The following is a 17,459-nucleotide window of genomic DNA, read 5'->3' on the forward strand; positions in this document are numbered from 1 at the left end:
CGATTTCGAAGCGAATTGCGAGCGCGTAACCCGCGCGGTTTAACAGCAAATTGTCGCCCAGATGGCACGCGGTGTCTTGTCCCCGCTCTGCGCATTGCCTAACTGCCTTTGCATGACGTCAACCAACGATATTCGCCGCTCTTTCATCGATTTCTTCGGCAATGCCGATCACGTCGCTGTGCCCAGCGCGCCGCTCGTTCCCTACAACGACCCCACTCTCATGTTCGTCAATGCGGGCATGGTGCCTTTCAAGAACGCGTTCACCGGCCTTGAAAAGCCTCCGGGACCGCGTGCGGTATCATCGCAGAAATGCGTCCGTGCAGGCGGCAAGCACAACGATCTCGACAATGTCGGATACACCGCGCGCCACCACACGTTTTTCGAGATGCTCGGCAATTTCTCTTTCGGTGACTATTTCAAAGAGCAGGCAATCGAGAATGCCTGGACCTTGCTGACCCGGGAGTGGGGTCTTCCCAAAGAAAAGTTGACCGCGACCGTCTATCACACCGACGATGAAGCTTTCGACCTGTGGCGGAAAATTTCCGGCCTTCCGGAAGATCGCATCATCCGCATCCCGACCAACGACAATTTTTGGTCGATGGGCGAAACGGGACCATGCGGTCCGTGTTCGGAAATCTTCTACGACCATGGCGAGCACATTGCGGGAGGGCCTCCCGGGAGTCCCGACGAGGATGGCGATCGCTTCGTTGAGATCTGGAACCTCGTCTTTATGCAGTTCGACCAGCAGGCCGACGGCACCCGCAACGACTTACCTCGCCCGTCTATCGATACCGGAATGGGGCTGGAGCGAATTGCCGCCGTGATGCAGGGTGTTCACAACAATTACGATACAGATACGTTCAAAACTCTGATCGCCGCGTCCGAACAGCTTACCGATGTCAAAGCTGAGGGTGAGCAAACAGCCAGCCACCGGGTAATTGCCGACCACCTGCGCTCGGTAAGCTTTCTTATGGCGGACGGTGTGCTCCCGTCTAACGAAGGGCGCGGTTATGTCCTGCGTCGGATCATGCGCCGTGCAATGCGGCACGCACACCTTCTCGGTACGGGCGAGCCGCTGATGCACCGCCTGGTCCCAAGCCTGGTTTCCGAGATGGGGCAAGCGTACCCTGAACTTTTGCGGGGTCAGGCATTGATCGAAGAAGTGCTTGAGCGCGAGGAAACGCAGTTTCGCAAGACGCTGGAAAAGGGCCTCAAGCTGCTCGACGAAGCCACTGGCGACATGGAGGAGGGCGGCGAACTCGATGGTGAGACCGCTTTCAAGCTCTACGACACCTACGGCTTTCCTTATGACTTGACCGAGGATGCCCTGCGCGCTCGAAGGATCGGCGTCGATCGCGGTGGCTTCGATGCGGCGATGAAGCGGCAGAAAGAAGCCGCCCGCGCAGCGTGGAAGGGATCGGGAGAAGCCGCCTCGGGCGAGGTCTGGTTCGATATCGCCGAGCGCGAAGGCGCAACCGAGTTCACTGGCTATGCCGCGACGTCAGGTGAGGGGACCGTTGTTGCCATCGTAAAAGACGGTGCCGAGGTCGCGTCTGCGGGAGCAGGCGACGATGTTCTTATCCTCACCAACCAGACGCCGTTTTACGGTGAGAGCGGCGGTCAGACTGGCGACACCGGTTCGATTACAGCGCCAACTGGTTTTGCGGCGGAGGTGACCGATACGAACAAGCCTCTAGGCCGTTTGCACGCTCACCTTGCGAAGATCACCGCCGGTGAGATTGCTGTCGGGGACAATGTTCAACTGGATGTCGACACAAGCCGGCGCAGCCAGATCCGCGCAAACCATTCTGCAACGCACCTCGTCCACGCAGCATTGCGGAACCAACTTGGTGACCACGTCACACAAAAGGGTTCACTGGTCGCGGAAGATCGGCTGCGGTTCGATTTTTCCCACCCGAAGGCGCTAACGGACGATGATATCGCTGCGATAGAGGCCGAGGTTAACGCTGAGATTCTTGCCAACGAACCGGTCTCGACAAGGCTCATGAGTCCCGACGATGCGGTAGAAGCAGGCGCGCTAGCGCTCTTCGGCGAAAAATACGGTGATGAGGTCCGCGTCTTGTCGATGGGTCGGCTAGCGGACAGCGGCAAAAACTACTCCATCGAGTTGTGTGGAGGAACACATGTCAAAGCGACCGGTGATATCGGTCTGTTCCGCATAGTGTCCGAGAGCGCGGTGTCATCAGGCGTGCGCCGGATCGAAGCCCTGACCGGAGAAGCAGCGCGCACTTGGCTCGTCCAGCGTGAAGATGCCCTGAAAGCTGCTGCAAGCGCAATCCGCGCGGCACCTGAAGACGTGCCGGAGCGGGTGACCGCATTGCTCACCGAACGCAAGCGCCTTGAAAAGGAGCTTTCCGAAGCAAAACGGGCGCTCGCGCTCGGCGGAGGCGGAATGGATACCTCTGCGCCCACGGCAAGCGATGAGGATGTCGGCGGGGTGAAATTCAGCGGCCAGGTGCTCGGCGGACTGAACCCGAGAGAACTGCGGCCATTACTCGATGAAACCAAGCAGCGGCTTGGCTCGGGCGTAGCGGCAATAATCGCGGTCAATGACGGCAAGGCGAGCGTCGCTGCTGCTGTGACCGATGATCTTACTGGCCAGTTCAGTGCGGTAGAACTCGTACGCGCCGGGGTCGAAGCGCTTGGCGGGAAGGGCGGCGGCGGCCGCCCGGACATGGCCCAAGGCGGAGGCCCCGACGGCAGCAAGGCGGATGAAGCCATTGCTGCCATCAGGGCCGCGATCGCTAGCTAGAGACCGAGTTCCGCTTGGATTCAGGAGGCGTCCGGCGTTTCTTTCGTAACACCGTCGCTGCCTTGTGGCACGTCATTGCCACCAGTATCGCCAGGCTGTCCGCGTCCGCTCGAGGTAGGGGCCTTGTTTTTCAGCTCGCCCTGAACATTTTGCGGCTTGAATTTCTCGTCGTTAGGGATTGGCTTGGTCGGATCGATGTTGTTGGCCATTTCAGTTCTCCTTTCTTTCCCAACGCCTGCGCGGTGAAAAAGGTTCGAGAAATCTGCGTGTTCAGCCATCCGCCGCTGCGGACGAGGTGCGAAGCTTGGGCTTTTCCGTCAGTCCGCCATCTCGCTCCAGTTTCTCGCGGAATTCATCGCGCTTTTCGTGGATGGAGGCGATCACAGGTCCCATTGCCACGCCGATGTCGACCAGAACGGCTTCGGATAGCTGCAATGAGCTTTCTAGATTTTCGGGTACGGCGTGGCTGGCGCCGGCACGGTACAGCGATGCAGCATGGTCGGTGTCGCGCGCACGGGCGACGATCAGCAATTCGGAATGTTCGCCGCGCAATTTTGAAACGAGGCGCTGTGCCAGGACAGGCTCGTCCATGGTGAGCACCAATGCGGGGGCATTCTCAATACCGAGATTGTTCAGTGCATCGCCGCGCGCGGCGTCACCGAATGTCGCCCGATATCCGCCGCGCTTCGCTCGGTCTATGATGTCCGGATCGGAATCCAAAATGATATAGGCCTGGTCATGCGCCTGGAGCATATCGGCCACGAGCCGCCCAACGCGGCCGCCGCCGACTATGATGGTTCGGGCTTCGTGCTCATCCTCTTCGGGGAGCTCTGGTGTCGGCTCGACTCTCCGGGCGATTGACCTGCCAAGCTTGGCGAGGAGCGGGGTAATGGTGAGGCCAATTGCCGTGACGATCTGCCAGAACTGAGCCGTTTCGCTGTCGATAACCAGCGCGCTCGTGGCGGCGGCGAGAACGATAAGCGTCGTTTCGCTGGGGCTGGCCATGAGCACCCCCGTTTCCGCAGCGGTGCTGCGCCGCGCCCCCATCATTTTGAGCAGTGAGCCGGTCACAATCGCCTTGAAAGAAAGCACGCCGACGACGGCGAGCGCGATGTTGGTCCAGTCCCCAATGATTGTCAGGATATTGATGCTCATCCCGATCGTGATCAGGAAAATACCGAGCGCGAGGCCTTTGAACGGCTGCATGATGCTCTCGACCTCGGTGTGATACTCGGTCTCGGCGATCAGCAGCCCGGCGATCAGCGCTCCGACGATCGGCGACAACCCGGTTGCGGCGGTCGCCAGGCTCGCTCCAATGACCACCAGCAGGGACGCAGCGAGGAACAATTCGGGGCTCTTTGTACGGGCCGCCTGCGAAAACAGGCGCGGCAGGGCGAACCGGCCGATGACCAGCAGCAGCAGGATGACAAGGCCGCCTTGCCACAGCGTATCGGTCAGCGCGGTCCAGCCTTCTCCATCAGCATTCGGCGCGAGGGCACCCAGGATGAAGATGATCGGGACGATCATGATGTCCTCGAACAGGAGCATCGACAGCGCTGCTCGACCTACCGGCGACTTGGTGCCCGAAATAGGCAGCACGATCGCGGTCGACGAGAATGCGAGCGCAAACCCCAGCGCCAGCGCCGACGTCGTTTCCATGCCGCTGTAATATCCGAAAAAGGCGGCGGAAATGCTGCCGATTATCAGCAGTTCGAGCGAACCGAGGCCGAACACCAGCCTGCGCAGCTGCCACAGCCGGTTGAATGAAAGCTCTAGCCCGATCGCAAATAGAAGCAGGATGATCCCGAAATCGGCGAAGGGTTGCAATCGCTCAGGATCGGATATTGTGATGTACTGAAGCCAGGGTATCTCCCGCACGAGCGTGCCGAGACCGAATGGCCCGACGAGCACGCCGATCAGGATGAAACCGATGATTGGCGTGATCCGAAACCGGGCGAACACGGGAATGACGATACCGGCCGCGCCCAGAATCACGAGCGCGTCCTGCATTACCGGGGACATTGAGAGTTCGCCTGCCATAATGCTGGCTTACCCTGCGTACTTCACCGTGTCATCCGCCACCGGGCGAATGTGGACCGATTGGTCGGGCAGCGCCGTCTTGATCGTCGGCGGGAAGACCGAGCGGGTCCGATATATTGCCCACGCGCTTGTCCCACTCGATCCGATAAAGGTCGAATCTGCGGTCATGGAGGTTCTGCACCGTTCCTTCCGCGCGGGCCCAGCTGAGGTCGGCGAGGTTGACGTCGCTTATCGTCAGCGTCTCGACATTCTCGGAAGCCTCCGCCGCGATTCCGTCGCGCGCGAACGGAAAGTCGCACGGTGTCAGAATGCAGCTTTGCGCATACTGGATATCCATATTCGCGACATTGGGCAGGTTGCCGACATTGCCGCTCATCACGACATAGCACTGGTTCTCGATCGCGCGGGCCTGTGCGCAATAGCGCACACGCATATAGCCCTGGCGGCTGTCCGTGCAGAACGGGACGAAGATAATCCGCGCGCCTTCATCCACCAATCGGCGAGCAAGTTCCGGGAATTCGCTATCGTAGCAGATGAGCACGCCGATGGGTCCGCAATCGGTTGGGATCGCGTCGATGCTGTCGCCGCCCTTAATGTTCCACCAATACGCTTCGTTCGGAGTGGGGTGGATCTTCTCTTGAGCGTGGATCGATCCGTCGCGCAGGCAGACATAAGCGACATTGTGGATGTCGCCATCGGGCATACGGGTGGGGTGCGATCCACCGATGATGTTGATGTTGTAGCTGAGCGCCATTTCAGACAGACGCTTGCGAATGCGAGGAGTGTATTTGCTCAGCAGTTCGATGGACTCGAGCGGGCTCTGTTCCTCCTCCTCTGCGCTAAGCAGCATCAGCGTGAAGAGCTCCGGAAAGACGATGAAGTCGCTTTCGTAGTCGGCCGCAACATCGACGAAGTATTCCACCTGCTTCATGAACTCGTCGAAGTCGGCCACAGCGCGCGCTTGCAATTGGCAGGTTGCGATCCGCACGCTCTCCACGTCCCGAGGCAGGCGGTGCTTGGGAGGAGAATCCACGTCGACATACGGGTTCCGCCAAATCATTCGCACCGCGTACGCCTTGGATTGCTTATCCTCGGGCAGATAGTCGGCGAGGATGCCGTGCGGCTCAAACCCATTGGCGAGCTGGAAGCGCAGGACGGGGTCGTGGATCTTGGTGTCGATCACCTTTTGCAGGTATTCCTCGGGCGTTTCGGCGCGATTGGTCTTGCGTCGCATCGCCTTTGCGAGACCCGGCATCCGCCCGCCGAACACGATCCCTTTCAGATCAAGTCGTTCTGCTAGTGCGCGGCGCTCTTCATAGAGCCTGCGCCCAAGCCGTGTACCGCGAACGCCCGGATCGACACACATTTCATAGCCATAAAGCCAATCGCCTGTCGGATCGTGGCGTGAACCAAAACCGTTGCCTGTCACCTCGTCCCAGGTGTGATCGCCGAGCGCGACATTCTCATCAAGCCGCATCGAAGCGCAATAACCGACGAGCTTCCCATCGAGCTTCGCAATGAAGCAGCCATCTGCGTAATTGTTGATCTGCCCGCGAATTTCGCCCTGTGTATATGCGGGGAGGTCAGCATAGGCGCGGCGAACCAGATCGCCGATGGCGCGCACATCTTTGAGCTTCGCCTGGCGTATCTCAAGCCGGGCCTTGGGGCGAGGTTCGGTCATGTCGGGGTATGTCCCTGTTCAGATGAAAAGGGCGGCCCTCCCAATGGAAAGGCCGCCCTCCTGTTACGCTGGAAAAATGTGCTGGTTCCGAACGGATCAGGACCAGTTCTCCATCTCTGTCTCGAGGTTTTTGACGATCGATTCGAAAAACTGCTCGGTCGTCTGCCAGTTCTGGCCCGGCCCGATGAGGAGGGCGAGATCCTTTGTCATCTGGCCCCTTTCGACCGTCTCGATGCAGACGCGCTCAAGCGTTTCAGCGAACTTCACGACATCGGGCGTCCCATCGAATTTCCCACGATACATGAGGCCGCGTGTCCATGCGAAGATCGATGCGATTGGGTTTGTCGAGGTCGCTTTGCCTTGCTGGTGCTGGCGGTAATGGCGGGTAACCGTGCCGTGTGCGGCTTCAGCTTCGACCGTCTTTCCATCCGGCGTCATCAGGACGGAAGTCATCAGGCCGAGCGAACCAAAGCCCTGCGCGACGGTATCAGACTGAACGTCGCCATCGTAGTTCTTACAGGCCCAAACGAACTTGCCGCTCCATTTCAGCGCGGAGGCGACCATGTCGTCGATCAGACGGTGCTCATAGGTGATACCCGCTTCGTCGAACTTTTCCTTGAACTCGTTCTCGAACACCTCTTCGAACAAGTCTTTGAACCGGCCATCATACTTCTTCATGATGGTGTTCTTGGTCGAAAGGTAGACCGGCCATTTGCGGTCGAGACCGTAATTCATCGATGCACGAGCGAAGGCGCGGATCGAATCGTCCAGATTGTACATCGCCATGGCGACGCCCGAGCTTTCGAACTCGAACACGTCGATGTCGATGTTCTTCCCGTCTTCGCCTTCGAAAACGAGACGAAGCTTACCCGGGCCTGGGATCAGCGTATCCTTAGCGCGATATTGATCGCCAAAGGCGTGGCGACCCACCACGATCGGGTCGGTCCAGCCGGGTACGAGCCGCGGAACGTTGTCGATGACGATCGGTTCGCGGAATACGACTCCGCCCAGGATGTTGCGAATCGTGCCGTTCGGGCTGACCCACATCTTCTTAAGGCCGAATTCCTCAACGCGCGCCTCATCGGGAGTGATGGTCGCACATTTGACGCCCACGCCGTGCTCTTTGATCGCATTCGCCGCATCGACGGTGATCTGGTCGTCGGTTTCGTCGCGCTTTTCAATCGAGAGATCGTAATACTTCAGATCGATATCAAGATAAGGCAGGATCAGGCGCTCACGGATCCATTGCCAGATGATCTTGGTCATCTCATCGCCGTCAAGCTCGACGACGGGGTTTGCTACTTTGATTTTTTGCATGGCTCGCGCCTCATCCCTTCTGGACTAGGTGTGTTCGGTCGGATGTCTGATTGATCCTTCCCGCGCGCTCTAGCAGAGGTGGGCTGGCATTCAAGATAGACATGGCGCGCATCGTCAATCGGTCACATAATTTGCGCCGCGGCTCAGAAGGGCAGAAGCTCCTCGATGAGTGCTGGTGGCGTTTCAAGCGCGATACTTTCCTTCCGCGCGATGAATGGAGTTTCGCGAACATGCAGGTCATCTAGAGCGCAATCGAGCATGAACTGTGCCAGGTCAGCGCGGCGCGTACGGAGTTTGCCCGCGGGAAGGTCGTCAAGAGACACCTCGAAATCGCCCGTATGCGCGCGGTTGAGGAGCCAGCCGGGGCGAACGGCGGTCCAATCGATGTCGTCGCAGACTCGCAGTACCCGCTCCATCTCACCCATTTGCCGGAAAATCCGATCGAGCGGCGCGGTGGCGGCCTTGAACCATAGCGGCACGGTAGCCTTCGGATCGGCAAATGCAGCGGAGATGGTGACCAGCCTGCTGACGCCGGTTTTGCGCATCGCTTTGACGATCTGCACTGCGCCCTCGGTATAAAGTGGCGGCGGATTGATAAGAGTTTGCGGGTCACGGCCGAGCCCGACAGCCGAGATCACGCAGTCCGCGCCATCCATCAGGGAAGCTAGATCGCCTTCGATCAGGTCGCCTTTGCGCTGTTCGAACCGTTCGTGGTCGCAAAAATCGGAGGGCCATTCGCGTTCTGCGCCGCGCACTGAATGGCCGCGTTCCAAAGCTTGATCGAGAACATGACGACCGGTGTCCCCGGTCGCGCCGAAAAGAAGTATTTTCTTGGTCATGCGAGCCTAACGGACGAGGCGAGCCGAGGTGCCTGAACCGAGCCGGGAATATGTTTGAAATCGGAGGCCGCGCCGAAATCCGGGGCCCGTTCAGTCCGTTTCGATGGTGGGCGTAGGAAGAGTTGAACTTCCGACCCCTGCAATGTCAATACAGTGCTCTACCACTGAGCTATACGCCCGCACCATCGATATCACCGTCCATTTGCTGAACGGGAGCGGCCCATTAGCGCGCCGCTGAAAACAGTGCAAGAGCTAAGCGCGCCTGAAGCTGAATGCCGGATCAGAGAGAGGCTTCGCGCTGTTCTTCGAACACGCGTTCGACCTCAAGCACAAGGTCGCGAAGGTGAAACGGCTTCGAAAGCACTTTGGCGTGCGGCTGTTCGCGGCTTGCGCGCAGTGACACGGCTGCGAATCCAGTAATGAACATGACCTTCGTGCGCGGTGAAATCTCGGCACAGCGCTGCGCCAGTTCAATCCCGTCCATTTCCGGCATCACTATGTCGGACAATAGCAGGTCGAATTCCTCCGATTCGAGCAGCGGGATCGCTTCGGTTCCGCGATCGACCGAAGACACATCGTATCCGGCCTTGCTAAGCGCCCGCTCAAGGTAAACGCGCATTGCCTCTTCGTCCTCTGCCAGAAGGATTCGCGGATTGGGCTTTTTCGTCATGCGAGGCGCATTAGCAGCACGAACTTAAGAAATCGTACCATTCGAGGCTGGTGATCGATTTTGAGACGCTCGAGGAATTTATGCCGAAAAGAGACAGTTAATCACGGATCCATGCATGGCGTGCTGCCGGATCGTCCATGTGCGTCACCTATTCTAAATCGCCTTTGACACCCGGGAATAAAGCAGGCAGCAAATGCCGCAATGGACAGCCCCGATCATTCAAATGCCGTGCAATCGAAGGCGCTTGAAAACGCGCGTTTCAAGCGTGTCGGTCTTGAGCGCGAGCTTCGGAGCAGACGCGGCGGGGCGGTTTCGGGCACCTCGTCCGACGGGCTGTTCGGCCCCGCCTTCACACATGTAGCGCCCATTTCGATGCCACTGCCTGTCTTGATCGCAGTGCCGCATGCAGGCCGCGTCTATCCTTCTGAAACGTTGGCGCAAATGCGCGACCCTCAACTCAGCCAATTGCGCCTAGAAGACCGATACGTAGACAGGTTGGCTGTTGAGATCGCCAAAGCTACCGGAACCGGCCTCGTCGTCGCTCATGCACCGCGTGCGATGATCGATCTCAACCGGGCGCATGACGACGTGGATTGGGACATGATCAGCGGTCCGAGGCGCCGGCCGGACGACAGAATGCCAGTCGCGGCAGGAATGAACCATCGGGCCCGAAGCGGTCTGGGATTGGTTCCGCGCCGCCTGCCAGGGTTCGGCGATATCTGGCGTGAGAAGTTATCGCGTGATGAGCTCGACCGGCGGGTCGACCGCATTCATCGGCCCTACCACGCTTTTCTTTCGAGTGAACTCGAGCGTATTCGATCCGAGTGGGGCGCTGCGTTGTTAATCGACCTCCATTCGATGCCGCCGCTTCGCCGCCACAATGAACAACACGTACCGCCGCAGATTGTTCTGGGCGATCGTTTCGGCGCTTCATGTCAGCACAGCCTGATCGCCAGCTCGGTGCGCTACCTTGAGCAGAACGGCTGCCCGGTTGCGCATAATCGGCCGTATTCGGGCGGCTACGTACTCGATCGCCATGGTGCGCCATCTCGAGGGATCCATGCAGTGCAGATCGAAATATGCAGGGCCGCGTACCTCGATGAGTGGTTTTCCGAGCCGAGCGATGCGTTGCCCGCTCTGGCACAGAAATTGGCCGGACTTGTGCGGGAACTGGGTGCCGAGGTTGCGCACTTGGCAGCTAATGGTCAGACCGCGCAAGCTGCCGAATAGCAGGCCGTCGACCGCAGAACGGTCCGCTCGAACCTTCGACAAATATGAAAAAACCACCTCGCGCGGCATATGCGCACGAGGTGGCCAAGGTTCAGGGAAGACTCCGCCTTCTCGGCGTAGTCGCAGACGACTGATGAGGGGGGTCGCCGTCTGCAATCCTAAAATAAGATCGCGGTGCGAAACCTTCAAGAGGTCTCGCGCCGCGATTACAGTTCAACCGATTCTGTGAAACCGGAAGCGATCAGGCCTGATGTCTAGTTGACCGTTTCGGTTTTCGCGTCGGATGTGACGATCTTGCCCTGCTCCGACTGACGCTCGAAAAGGGTCCGCATCAGGTTCATCGAGAAGAGATGCGCGTGGATCAGCATGTTCATGCCGTTCTTGTTCAGGGCTTCGACCGTTTCGGCCGAAAGCTCGCGAAGCTTGTTTTCATCGACCATGCGGAAGCCGCGATAAACGAAGGGTTTGTCCGGCATGTCATTGCGCGTGATCGCGATTTCACCGTCCATGAGGAGGTCCAGCTTTTTAAGTTCTTCCAGAAACGCCTTTGTGCGCTGGCCGGATTCTTCGAACTTGCGGCAGAATTCGAGCACGCTCTTGGTGTATTCCGTCGCTTCGCCGTTTTCGAACAGGATATTGCCCTCGTCACGCTTCCCAACGACGCCAGCACTCGGATCGAAACAGAGCGACATGTCGTCGCTGTCTTGCTTCAGTTTTGCGAGCAGGAATGGATAGCGGCGGATGTAAGCCGGAATGTAGATGCGGCTGATCAACTTACCATCGTCGCCGATGAAAGTGTTGACGCCTTCATTCAGACCCATCAGCGCGATCGGCAGCGGGTTGTCGCCAGCGGTAAACACAATCGGGTAATCACGCTGGGCATCGACGAATTCGTCGACCGTCAGCGGGATGGCATGTGTGCTGGCGAGAAAGTCTGCATTCTCGAACGCGCCGACTTTCCAATCGCTGTGATCGCGGCTGTTGAGGGGAAGCAGGTCGTTGTAAAACAGCGGAAGTTGCGGCTGCGGCGCGCTGGCCATGAATCGTCTCCGGAAATATTGGAATGAAGTCTAGCGATGCGGCCGTAGAGCATTTCTCTCCGGCCATTCGTCGCGCGCTTTAGGCGACGATGCGGCGCTGTGCAAGCTATCGGCGGCGAGGTGTGCCTTCAGCACAGTTTTCGCGCTGCGTGGCGGCGAGAATCATTCGGTGAGAGGAACGAGCTTTCCCGGATTGAGCAATCCGTTCGGGTCGAGTGCTTGCTTGACGCGCCGCATGATGTCGAGAGCGACGGGATCGCCCAATCGGCCGAGTTCGGCTACTTTCATCTGTCCGATACCGTGTTCTGCACTGATCGATCCGCCCCAGTCTGTAACCAGATCGTACACATGTGCGCTAATCTGCTTGCCTTCGCTTTCTTCCCATTCACCAGGTTTCGCGCCGGGTGGTGCGAGTATGTGGAAGTGGACATTGCCATCGCCCAGGTGCCCAAACGCGGCACCGGTTGTACCGGGAAAGCGGCGCTCAATCTCGGGAATTGCCGCCAGGATGAATTCGGGCATCGCGTCGACAGGCACCGAAATGTCGTGCTGCATCGCCGGACCCAGCGCGCGTTCTGCAGCGGAGATTGAATCGCGCAGCAGCCAGAAATGCTCTGACTGGCTTTCACTGGAGGCTAGCACAGCGTCTTCGAGCAGGCCCTCTTCCATCGCTGCGCCAAGTGCCGATTCCAATTCATCGCGCAGCGCTGCGCTGTCGCCGTCGCTTGATATACACTCGACCAGCGCGTTCCACGCGTGACGATCGGACAACGGCGCTCGGGCATCAGGGAGGTGTTTCAACACGCTGTCGAGACAGTGGTCCGGCACAACCTCGAACCCTTCGAGAGCATCGCCCATCGCCTTGTCCACAAAACGAAGCAAATTCCGGGCGGCAGTGATCGTCGGCAAGCCCACCCATGCAGTAGACCGGGCAGACGCCGCCGGAACAAGGCGCAGCGTGGCGGCCGTAACGATGCCGAGAGTGCCTTCGGACCCGATAAACAGCTGTTTGAGATCAAAGCCGCGGTTGTCTTTCTTGAGCACGGTCAGTCCGTCGAACACGCTGCCATCGGCCAGCACGGCTTCGATACCGAGCACCTGAGCGCGCATTGTGCCGTGGCGCAGGACCTGCGTACCGCCAGCATTGGTCGAGATCAGACCTCCGACGGTCGCCGAGCCTTTGCCGCCGAGCGTGAGAGGAAATCGCAATGCCATTGAATCTGCCTCTTCATGCAGAATCTGCAGGATTACCCCCGCGTCGCACACGCATTGGCCCGAACTTGCGTCCATAGATCGGATCGCATTCATCCTACGGAGTGAAAGCAATATGGCGGTCCCGCTATCGTCAGGTGTGGCCCCTCCAGCCATTCCGCTATTGCCGCCTTGCGGGACTATAGGAATCCCATGCTCCACGCATAGCTTTACGAGAGCGGCGACTTCGACGGTCGAAGCTGGGGAGGCGAGGGCCAGTGCGCGCCCTGTGTATCGCCCGCGCCAATCGGTTACCCACTGTGCAAGCGCGTCGGCCTCTGTCGTGAGACCCTTCGGTCCGAGCAGTTTGCCAGCTAGGTCGAGGAAGGTTTCGGTGCGAGATAGAGTGGTCGTCATTGTTGCGCCTATGCCACAGCAGGGCGCTTTCGTACCAGCAAATTGCAGAGGCCTTGCGCGCAAGTTAAGCCAACGTTCAATCGTTTGCGCTAGGCAGTGTTGCCACCGTGTAGGACCACGTCACCGGCTTGACTGCCGGACAGGAGGAACATCTAAACCCATGCCGAGCTTGCTCGCCCTTGCGACACCGATTGCAATGTTGCTGACCATGCTCGGGCAGGGTGGCGAACTCGCAGGCGCTGCGGCATTGTCCGGGACGAGTGCGCATCCTCCAGCAGTAGTCGAAGGGCAGTCACGCGAGGCGACGAACAAGGGCATTCCGCTGCCCGCGCGCTATCCGGTCGAGCCTGCGGCAGGCGTGCCTCTCGACGTGCTTCGGGATGGTCAGATTTTCCGCCAGGTTCGTATCGAACGCCGCGTGATCGTGCGAATTTCACCGCAGCAATCCCGTGACCGGAATGAACTCCTCGCTCAGCTTCCCCAGCGCGCGCTCAACACCCGTTACGAAGAGCGCGAAATGGACAAATGCGTCGCTGTCGGAGGGATTTCCGGCGTGCAGACCGGCAGTGGGAGCCGCTTGCTGCTGTTCCTCCGTGATGCCCGGATTATCACGCTAAACCTTGAAAAAGCGTGCCGCGCCCGCGATTTCTATTCCGGTTTCTATGTCGAGAAGAACGCGGATGGAATGCTCTGCATCGATCGCGACAAGCTACAATCGCGGAGCGGCGCAAAATGCGAGGTCCAGCGCATGCGCCAGCTTGTGGCGGTCGAAAAATAGGCATCGCATCACTTTAGCTCGCACAGCGGGTTTCTTGACTTTATCGGTATTTTTGCGCAGAGGCGCAGCGCCTGCGGCGATGTTTGCCGCCTAAGGCTTGAGACTTACGGCATCCTAGTGCTGCCCTTATCCGGACATTTTCTAACGCATGACATTCGCCGATCTCGGCCTTTCGCCTGAATTACTCAAAGCCGTAGACGATGCGGGCTATACCGAGCCGACCGCTATACAGGCAGAAGCTATCCCTGCGGTTCTGATGATGAAAGACATCATCGGAATAGCTCAGACGGGCACCGGAAAGACCGCCAGTTTCGTGCTTCCGATGATCGATGTCATGGCCTCGGGCCGCCGCCGAGCGCTCATGCCGCGCTCGCTGATCCTCGAACCAACGCGAGAACTCGCGGCGCAGGTCGCCGAGAACTTCGAGAAATACGGCAAGAACCATGATCTCAAAATGGCGCTGCTGATCGGCGGCGTACAGATGGGCGACCAATTGAAGACGCTCAATGAAGGGGTCGACGTCCTGATCGCGACACCGGGCCGATTGATGGATCTGTTCGAACGCGGGAAAATCCTGCTGAACGGATGTGAACTGCTCGTGATCGATGAGGCGGACCGGATGCTCGATATGGGCTTCATCCCTGATATCGAATTTATCTGCGACAAGCTGCCTGATACCCGCCAGACCATGCTTTTCTCGGCCACTATGCCGCCGCCGATCGAGAAGCTCGCGAAAAAATTCCTGAGCAATCCGAAGCGGATCGAAACGACGCGGGCCGCCTCGACCAATAAGGATATCACCGCGTTCAAGGTGCCGGTAAAGGCGCGTCAGAAACGCGATACGCTCAAATGGCTGCTCCAGAACGATCAGGTCGAAACCGCGATCGTTTTTGCCAATCGCAAAACGACTGTGCGCGACCTGAATAAGCAATTGCAGCGCGACGGATTTCGGAGTGGCGAGATCCATGGCGATATGGATCAGTCCTCACGTTTGAAAGAACTGGACCGATTCAAATCGGGTGATGTGAATATTCTGGTCGCCTCGGATGTGGCTGCACGCGGGCTCGACATCAAAGGGGTCAGCCACGTCTTCAACTTCGATACGCCTTGGCATCCGGACGATTACGTCCACCGGATCGGCCGAACAGGTCGGGCAGGAGCCAAGGGCCGCGCTTTCACTCTCGTTGCAGATGAAGACGCTGAAGCGATTGCCAATGTTGAGAAGCTGACCGGCCACAAAATCGATGTGTTCGGCAAGGACGATGTGCGGGTCGAATTGGCAGACACCTCAGCAACGAAGCCTGCCAACACCGAAGACGACGAGCCGGTGGAGGAAAAGAAATCGCGCAGCCGCCGGAAAAAATCTGACGGTGATGCGAAGGACGAGCCCCGGCCAAAGCCGAAGCGCGAGCGAGCCCTTCGTAAAGCCAAGTCCGATGTTGCGCCGGAGCGGGCAGAGAAGCCGAAATCGCGCCCGCGCCGCAGTGAACCTGAGAGCGAGCCGACCGCTCCCGGTGAGTGGAACGGTCCGAAGCCTGGTTTCCTGGACGTCGGCTTCAAGGGCTGAAGAGCGTCATTCGCCGCCCATGATTTTGGCAGCGACTTCTTCGATCGTACCGGTGACCAGCAGCGGGCTCCCGCCCACCATTCCGACATTTGTCTGGCCGTTTTCTCCGGTGCGAAGCCAAGCGATGTTCTGTGCGACGACAAGGTAATCGCCGCCGCGCGAATCGAGTTTGACGAATTTCATGTGATTGGATTCCCAAAGTTCCGAGTGGGATTCTTATGCCTGCATCACGTTAATTATTGGCTCTGGCCTTTCGGTGTCCAGGCGGCGCTACCCAATGCGCCGAGTGTTGAAATCGAATCTGCAAGTTTGACGGTCCGCGGTCCGAGTGATGCGGATCAGCGGACGTTGGCAAGCTGAAAAAGGATTTCCGCGTATCCCATCGTCGCATCGGTCAAACCGGCTACCTTCGGATTGGTCGAATCGATCAGGTAATATTCGTTCGGAGCATGCGCGCCTGTTCCGTGTCCGATCCCGAAATGGCCCGCGGGGATCGAGACAGGCGGGGCAGTAAAGACCGCTCCGGGCCAAGATCCGGCGAGGCGCGGATTTAGGTTCGCAGTGACCCCCATCGCTTTGTAAGCTGCCAGTTGCGCCTGAACCAAACGACTATCTTCGGCGATCTCGGTCGGATCGTACCCACCCGACACGTTCATTTCGACATCGGCAAAACCCTCTGCGTCGAGATGCGCGCGCAACTTGCGCTCGGCCTCGGCACGAGTCTGGTTTGGAACAAGGCGTAGGTCGAGTTTTGCGACAGCCTTGCCCGGCAGAACGGTCTTGCCGCCAGGGCCGGTATATCCTGCGACCAGCCCTTCGATATTGACCGTCGGTTCCTGCGCAAGTCGTTGCAGCGCCTCATTATAGGGAAGATCGTCAATCCAGTGCGTGACACCCAGCGACGTCTTTCGCTGGGCTTCGTCGGATGCGGCCGCGGCGGTGTTAATCAACTCTCTTTCGCGTTCAGACAGCGCACGCACGTTCTCAAACCACCCCTCGATGGCGACCGTGTTTCCATCAGGTGTCACCAGCGTGTTAAGCGCGTGCACAAGCCGCCAGACCGGCGAATCCACCATGGCTTTCAGGCTTGAGTGTATGTCACCCTTCGGCCCGCGACCCCAGTTCTCGCCGGACGCAACCAATTCCAGCTCGATAATTCCCTTCGAGCCCATGTTGAGCGACACCTCGCCGTTCGCGCCTTGCCAGCTTGCCGGGATGAATATTCCTTCGCATTTCTTGAGCGCGGAGAGCACGTTCGGCTTGGTCGCTACCTGCTTGAAGTTAGGAGAACCGATCTCTTCCTCCCCCTCGCAAATAAGCGCGATATTGACTGGCGGCGTGACGCCGGCGCGTTTCATCGCGTGGAGCGCGGCGAGAAATGTCGCTTCCGGGCCCTTTTGATTCACGGCACCGCGTCCCATGATCGCGCGTCCCCAGCCGTCGACATCGACAAAATCTGCGGTGGTGGGCGGTGAACGCCACTCGCTCGCGTCGAATTGCTTCACATCGTACATGAAGTAGATGCCGAGCGTGCGCGCAGCGCCGTTGTCCATGTATCCGAAAACGCCGGGGTGTCCGTCCGTCGGGACGATTTCCACGTCCGAGAAACCCGCGCTCCGGGCAAGTTCCGCCATGTATTCGGCGCCCTCGGGCATATTGAGATCTTCGGCGGCGATGGAAGGCAGCCGGATCCAGTCTTGTATCCGGCGTATATCCTGTTCGCGGTTCGCCAGCGCGGCAGCACGTATGGCCGCGCGCGCATCGCTCTGCGCAAACCCAGATGTCGACAGCGGCATGACGGAACCTGCCAGCCCTGCGAACAGCGAAGCCTTCAGAACAGAGCGGCGATTGATCGATGAATGCATTGATAGTCCCCCGGCAATTTCGAGAGCCTATGGAATTCACGTGTATCCGGC

At 58.9% G+C, this 17,459-nt stretch carries 14 protein-coding genes and 1 tRNA gene; 4 read left to right on the forward strand and 11 right to left on the reverse strand.

The genetic code is table 11. The features are described 5' to 3' along the window. Positions 1 to 112 precede the first annotated feature (112 nt). Positions 113 to 2,773, forward strand: coding sequence for an alanine--tRNA ligase (alaS, locus tag KCG45_RS11400; protein WP_218317330.1), 2,661 nt, complete (start codon positions 113 to 115; stop codon positions 2,771 to 2,773). Positions 2,774 to 2,793: 20 nt separating this feature from the next. On the opposite strand, the gene KCG45_RS11405 is transcribed toward alaS, so the two are convergent. The 7 genes from KCG45_RS11405 to cpdR all read right to left on the reverse strand — a co-directional run bounded on the left by KCG45_RS11405 (position 2,794) and on the right by cpdR (position 9,320). Beyond that, positions 2,794 to 2,982: a hypothetical protein gene (locus KCG45_RS11405; RefSeq protein WP_218317331.1), complete on the reverse strand. Its 189-nt coding sequence runs from the start codon at positions 2,980 to 2,982 to the stop codon at positions 2,794 to 2,796. A gap of 61 nt (positions 2,983 to 3,043) precedes the next feature. After that, positions 3,044 to 4,813: a cation:proton antiporter domain-containing protein gene (locus KCG45_RS11410; RefSeq protein WP_218317332.1), complete on the reverse strand. Its 1,770-nt coding sequence runs from the start codon at positions 4,811 to 4,813 to the stop codon at positions 3,044 to 3,046. 31 nt (positions 4,814 to 4,844) lie between these two features. Beyond that, a complete protein-coding gene (locus KCG45_RS11415; protein WP_218317333.1) occupies positions 4,845 to 6,494 on the reverse strand; it encodes a bifunctional GNAT family N-acetyltransferase/carbon-nitrogen hydrolase family protein in 1,650 nt (549 codons plus the stop codon). 96 nt (positions 6,495 to 6,590) lie between these two features. After that, positions 6,591 to 7,811: an NADP-dependent isocitrate dehydrogenase gene (locus tag KCG45_RS11420; RefSeq protein WP_218317334.1), complete on the reverse strand. Its 1,221-nt coding sequence runs from the start codon at positions 7,809 to 7,811 to the stop codon at positions 6,591 to 6,593. A 143-nt stretch (positions 7,812 to 7,954) separates the two neighbouring features. Further along, positions 7,955 to 8,650: an SDR family oxidoreductase gene (locus KCG45_RS11425; protein ID WP_218317335.1), complete on the reverse strand. Its 696-nt coding sequence runs from the start codon at positions 8,648 to 8,650 to the stop codon at positions 7,955 to 7,957. Positions 8,651 to 8,754: 104 nt separating this feature from the next. Further along, positions 8,755 to 8,829 (reverse strand) — tRNA-Val (locus KCG45_RS11430). Between the two features lie 101 nt (positions 8,830 to 8,930). After that, positions 8,931 to 9,320 (reverse strand): cell cycle two-component system response regulator CpdR, encoded by a 390-nt coding sequence (cpdR, locus tag KCG45_RS11435; RefSeq protein ID WP_218317336.1) that lies wholly within the window; start codon positions 9,318 to 9,320, stop codon positions 8,931 to 8,933. 201 nt (positions 9,321 to 9,521) lie between these two features. Between cpdR and KCG45_RS11440 the strand changes: the two genes are divergently transcribed. After that, a complete protein-coding gene (locus KCG45_RS11440) occupies positions 9,522 to 10,550 on the forward strand; it encodes an N-formylglutamate amidohydrolase (protein ID WP_218317337.1) in 1,029 nt (342 codons plus the stop codon). 254 nt (positions 10,551 to 10,804) lie between these two features. Here KCG45_RS11440 and KCG45_RS11445 read toward each other — a convergent pair whose 3' ends face one another. Next, positions 10,805 to 11,590 (reverse strand): SapC family protein, encoded by a 786-nt coding sequence (locus tag KCG45_RS11445; RefSeq protein ID WP_218317338.1) that lies wholly within the window; start codon positions 11,588 to 11,590, stop codon positions 10,805 to 10,807. 162 nt (positions 11,591 to 11,752) lie between these two features. Further along, positions 11,753 to 13,198 (reverse strand): FAD-binding oxidoreductase, encoded by a 1,446-nt coding sequence (locus tag KCG45_RS11450; protein WP_218317339.1) that lies wholly within the window; start codon positions 13,196 to 13,198, stop codon positions 11,753 to 11,755. A gap of 160 nt (positions 13,199 to 13,358) precedes the next feature. Here KCG45_RS11450 and KCG45_RS11455 point away from each other — a divergent pair, with 160 nt between their 5' ends. Together KCG45_RS11455 and KCG45_RS11460 are read left to right on the forward strand one after the other, a co-directional pair. Further along, positions 13,359 to 13,976 (forward strand): hypothetical protein, encoded by a 618-nt coding sequence (locus KCG45_RS11455; RefSeq protein WP_218317340.1) that lies wholly within the window; start codon positions 13,359 to 13,361, stop codon positions 13,974 to 13,976. A 148-nt stretch (positions 13,977 to 14,124) separates the two neighbouring features. After that, on the forward strand, positions 14,125 to 15,543 hold the full coding sequence (locus tag KCG45_RS11460) for a DEAD/DEAH box helicase (RefSeq protein ID WP_218317341.1): 1,419 nt from the start codon (positions 14,125 to 14,127) through the stop codon (positions 15,541 to 15,543). A 6-nt stretch (positions 15,544 to 15,549) separates the two neighbouring features. On the opposite strand, the gene KCG45_RS11465 is transcribed toward KCG45_RS11460, so the two are convergent. Both KCG45_RS11465 and KCG45_RS11470 read right to left on the reverse strand, forming a co-directional pair. Further along, positions 15,550 to 15,726, reverse strand: coding sequence for a hypothetical protein (locus KCG45_RS11465; protein WP_218317342.1), 177 nt, complete (start codon positions 15,724 to 15,726; stop codon positions 15,550 to 15,552). A 155-nt stretch (positions 15,727 to 15,881) separates the two neighbouring features. Further along, entirely contained in the window at positions 15,882 to 17,408 is a 1,527-nt protein-coding gene (locus tag KCG45_RS11470) for a M20/M25/M40 family metallo-hydrolase (RefSeq protein ID WP_218317343.1), read from the reverse strand. Between the last annotated feature and the right edge of the window lie 51 nt (positions 17,409 to 17,459).

The organism is Erythrobacter ani (genome assembly GCF_019204025.1).
Classification (GTDB): domain Bacteria; phylum Pseudomonadota; class Alphaproteobacteria; order Sphingomonadales; family Sphingomonadaceae; genus Erythrobacter; species Erythrobacter ani.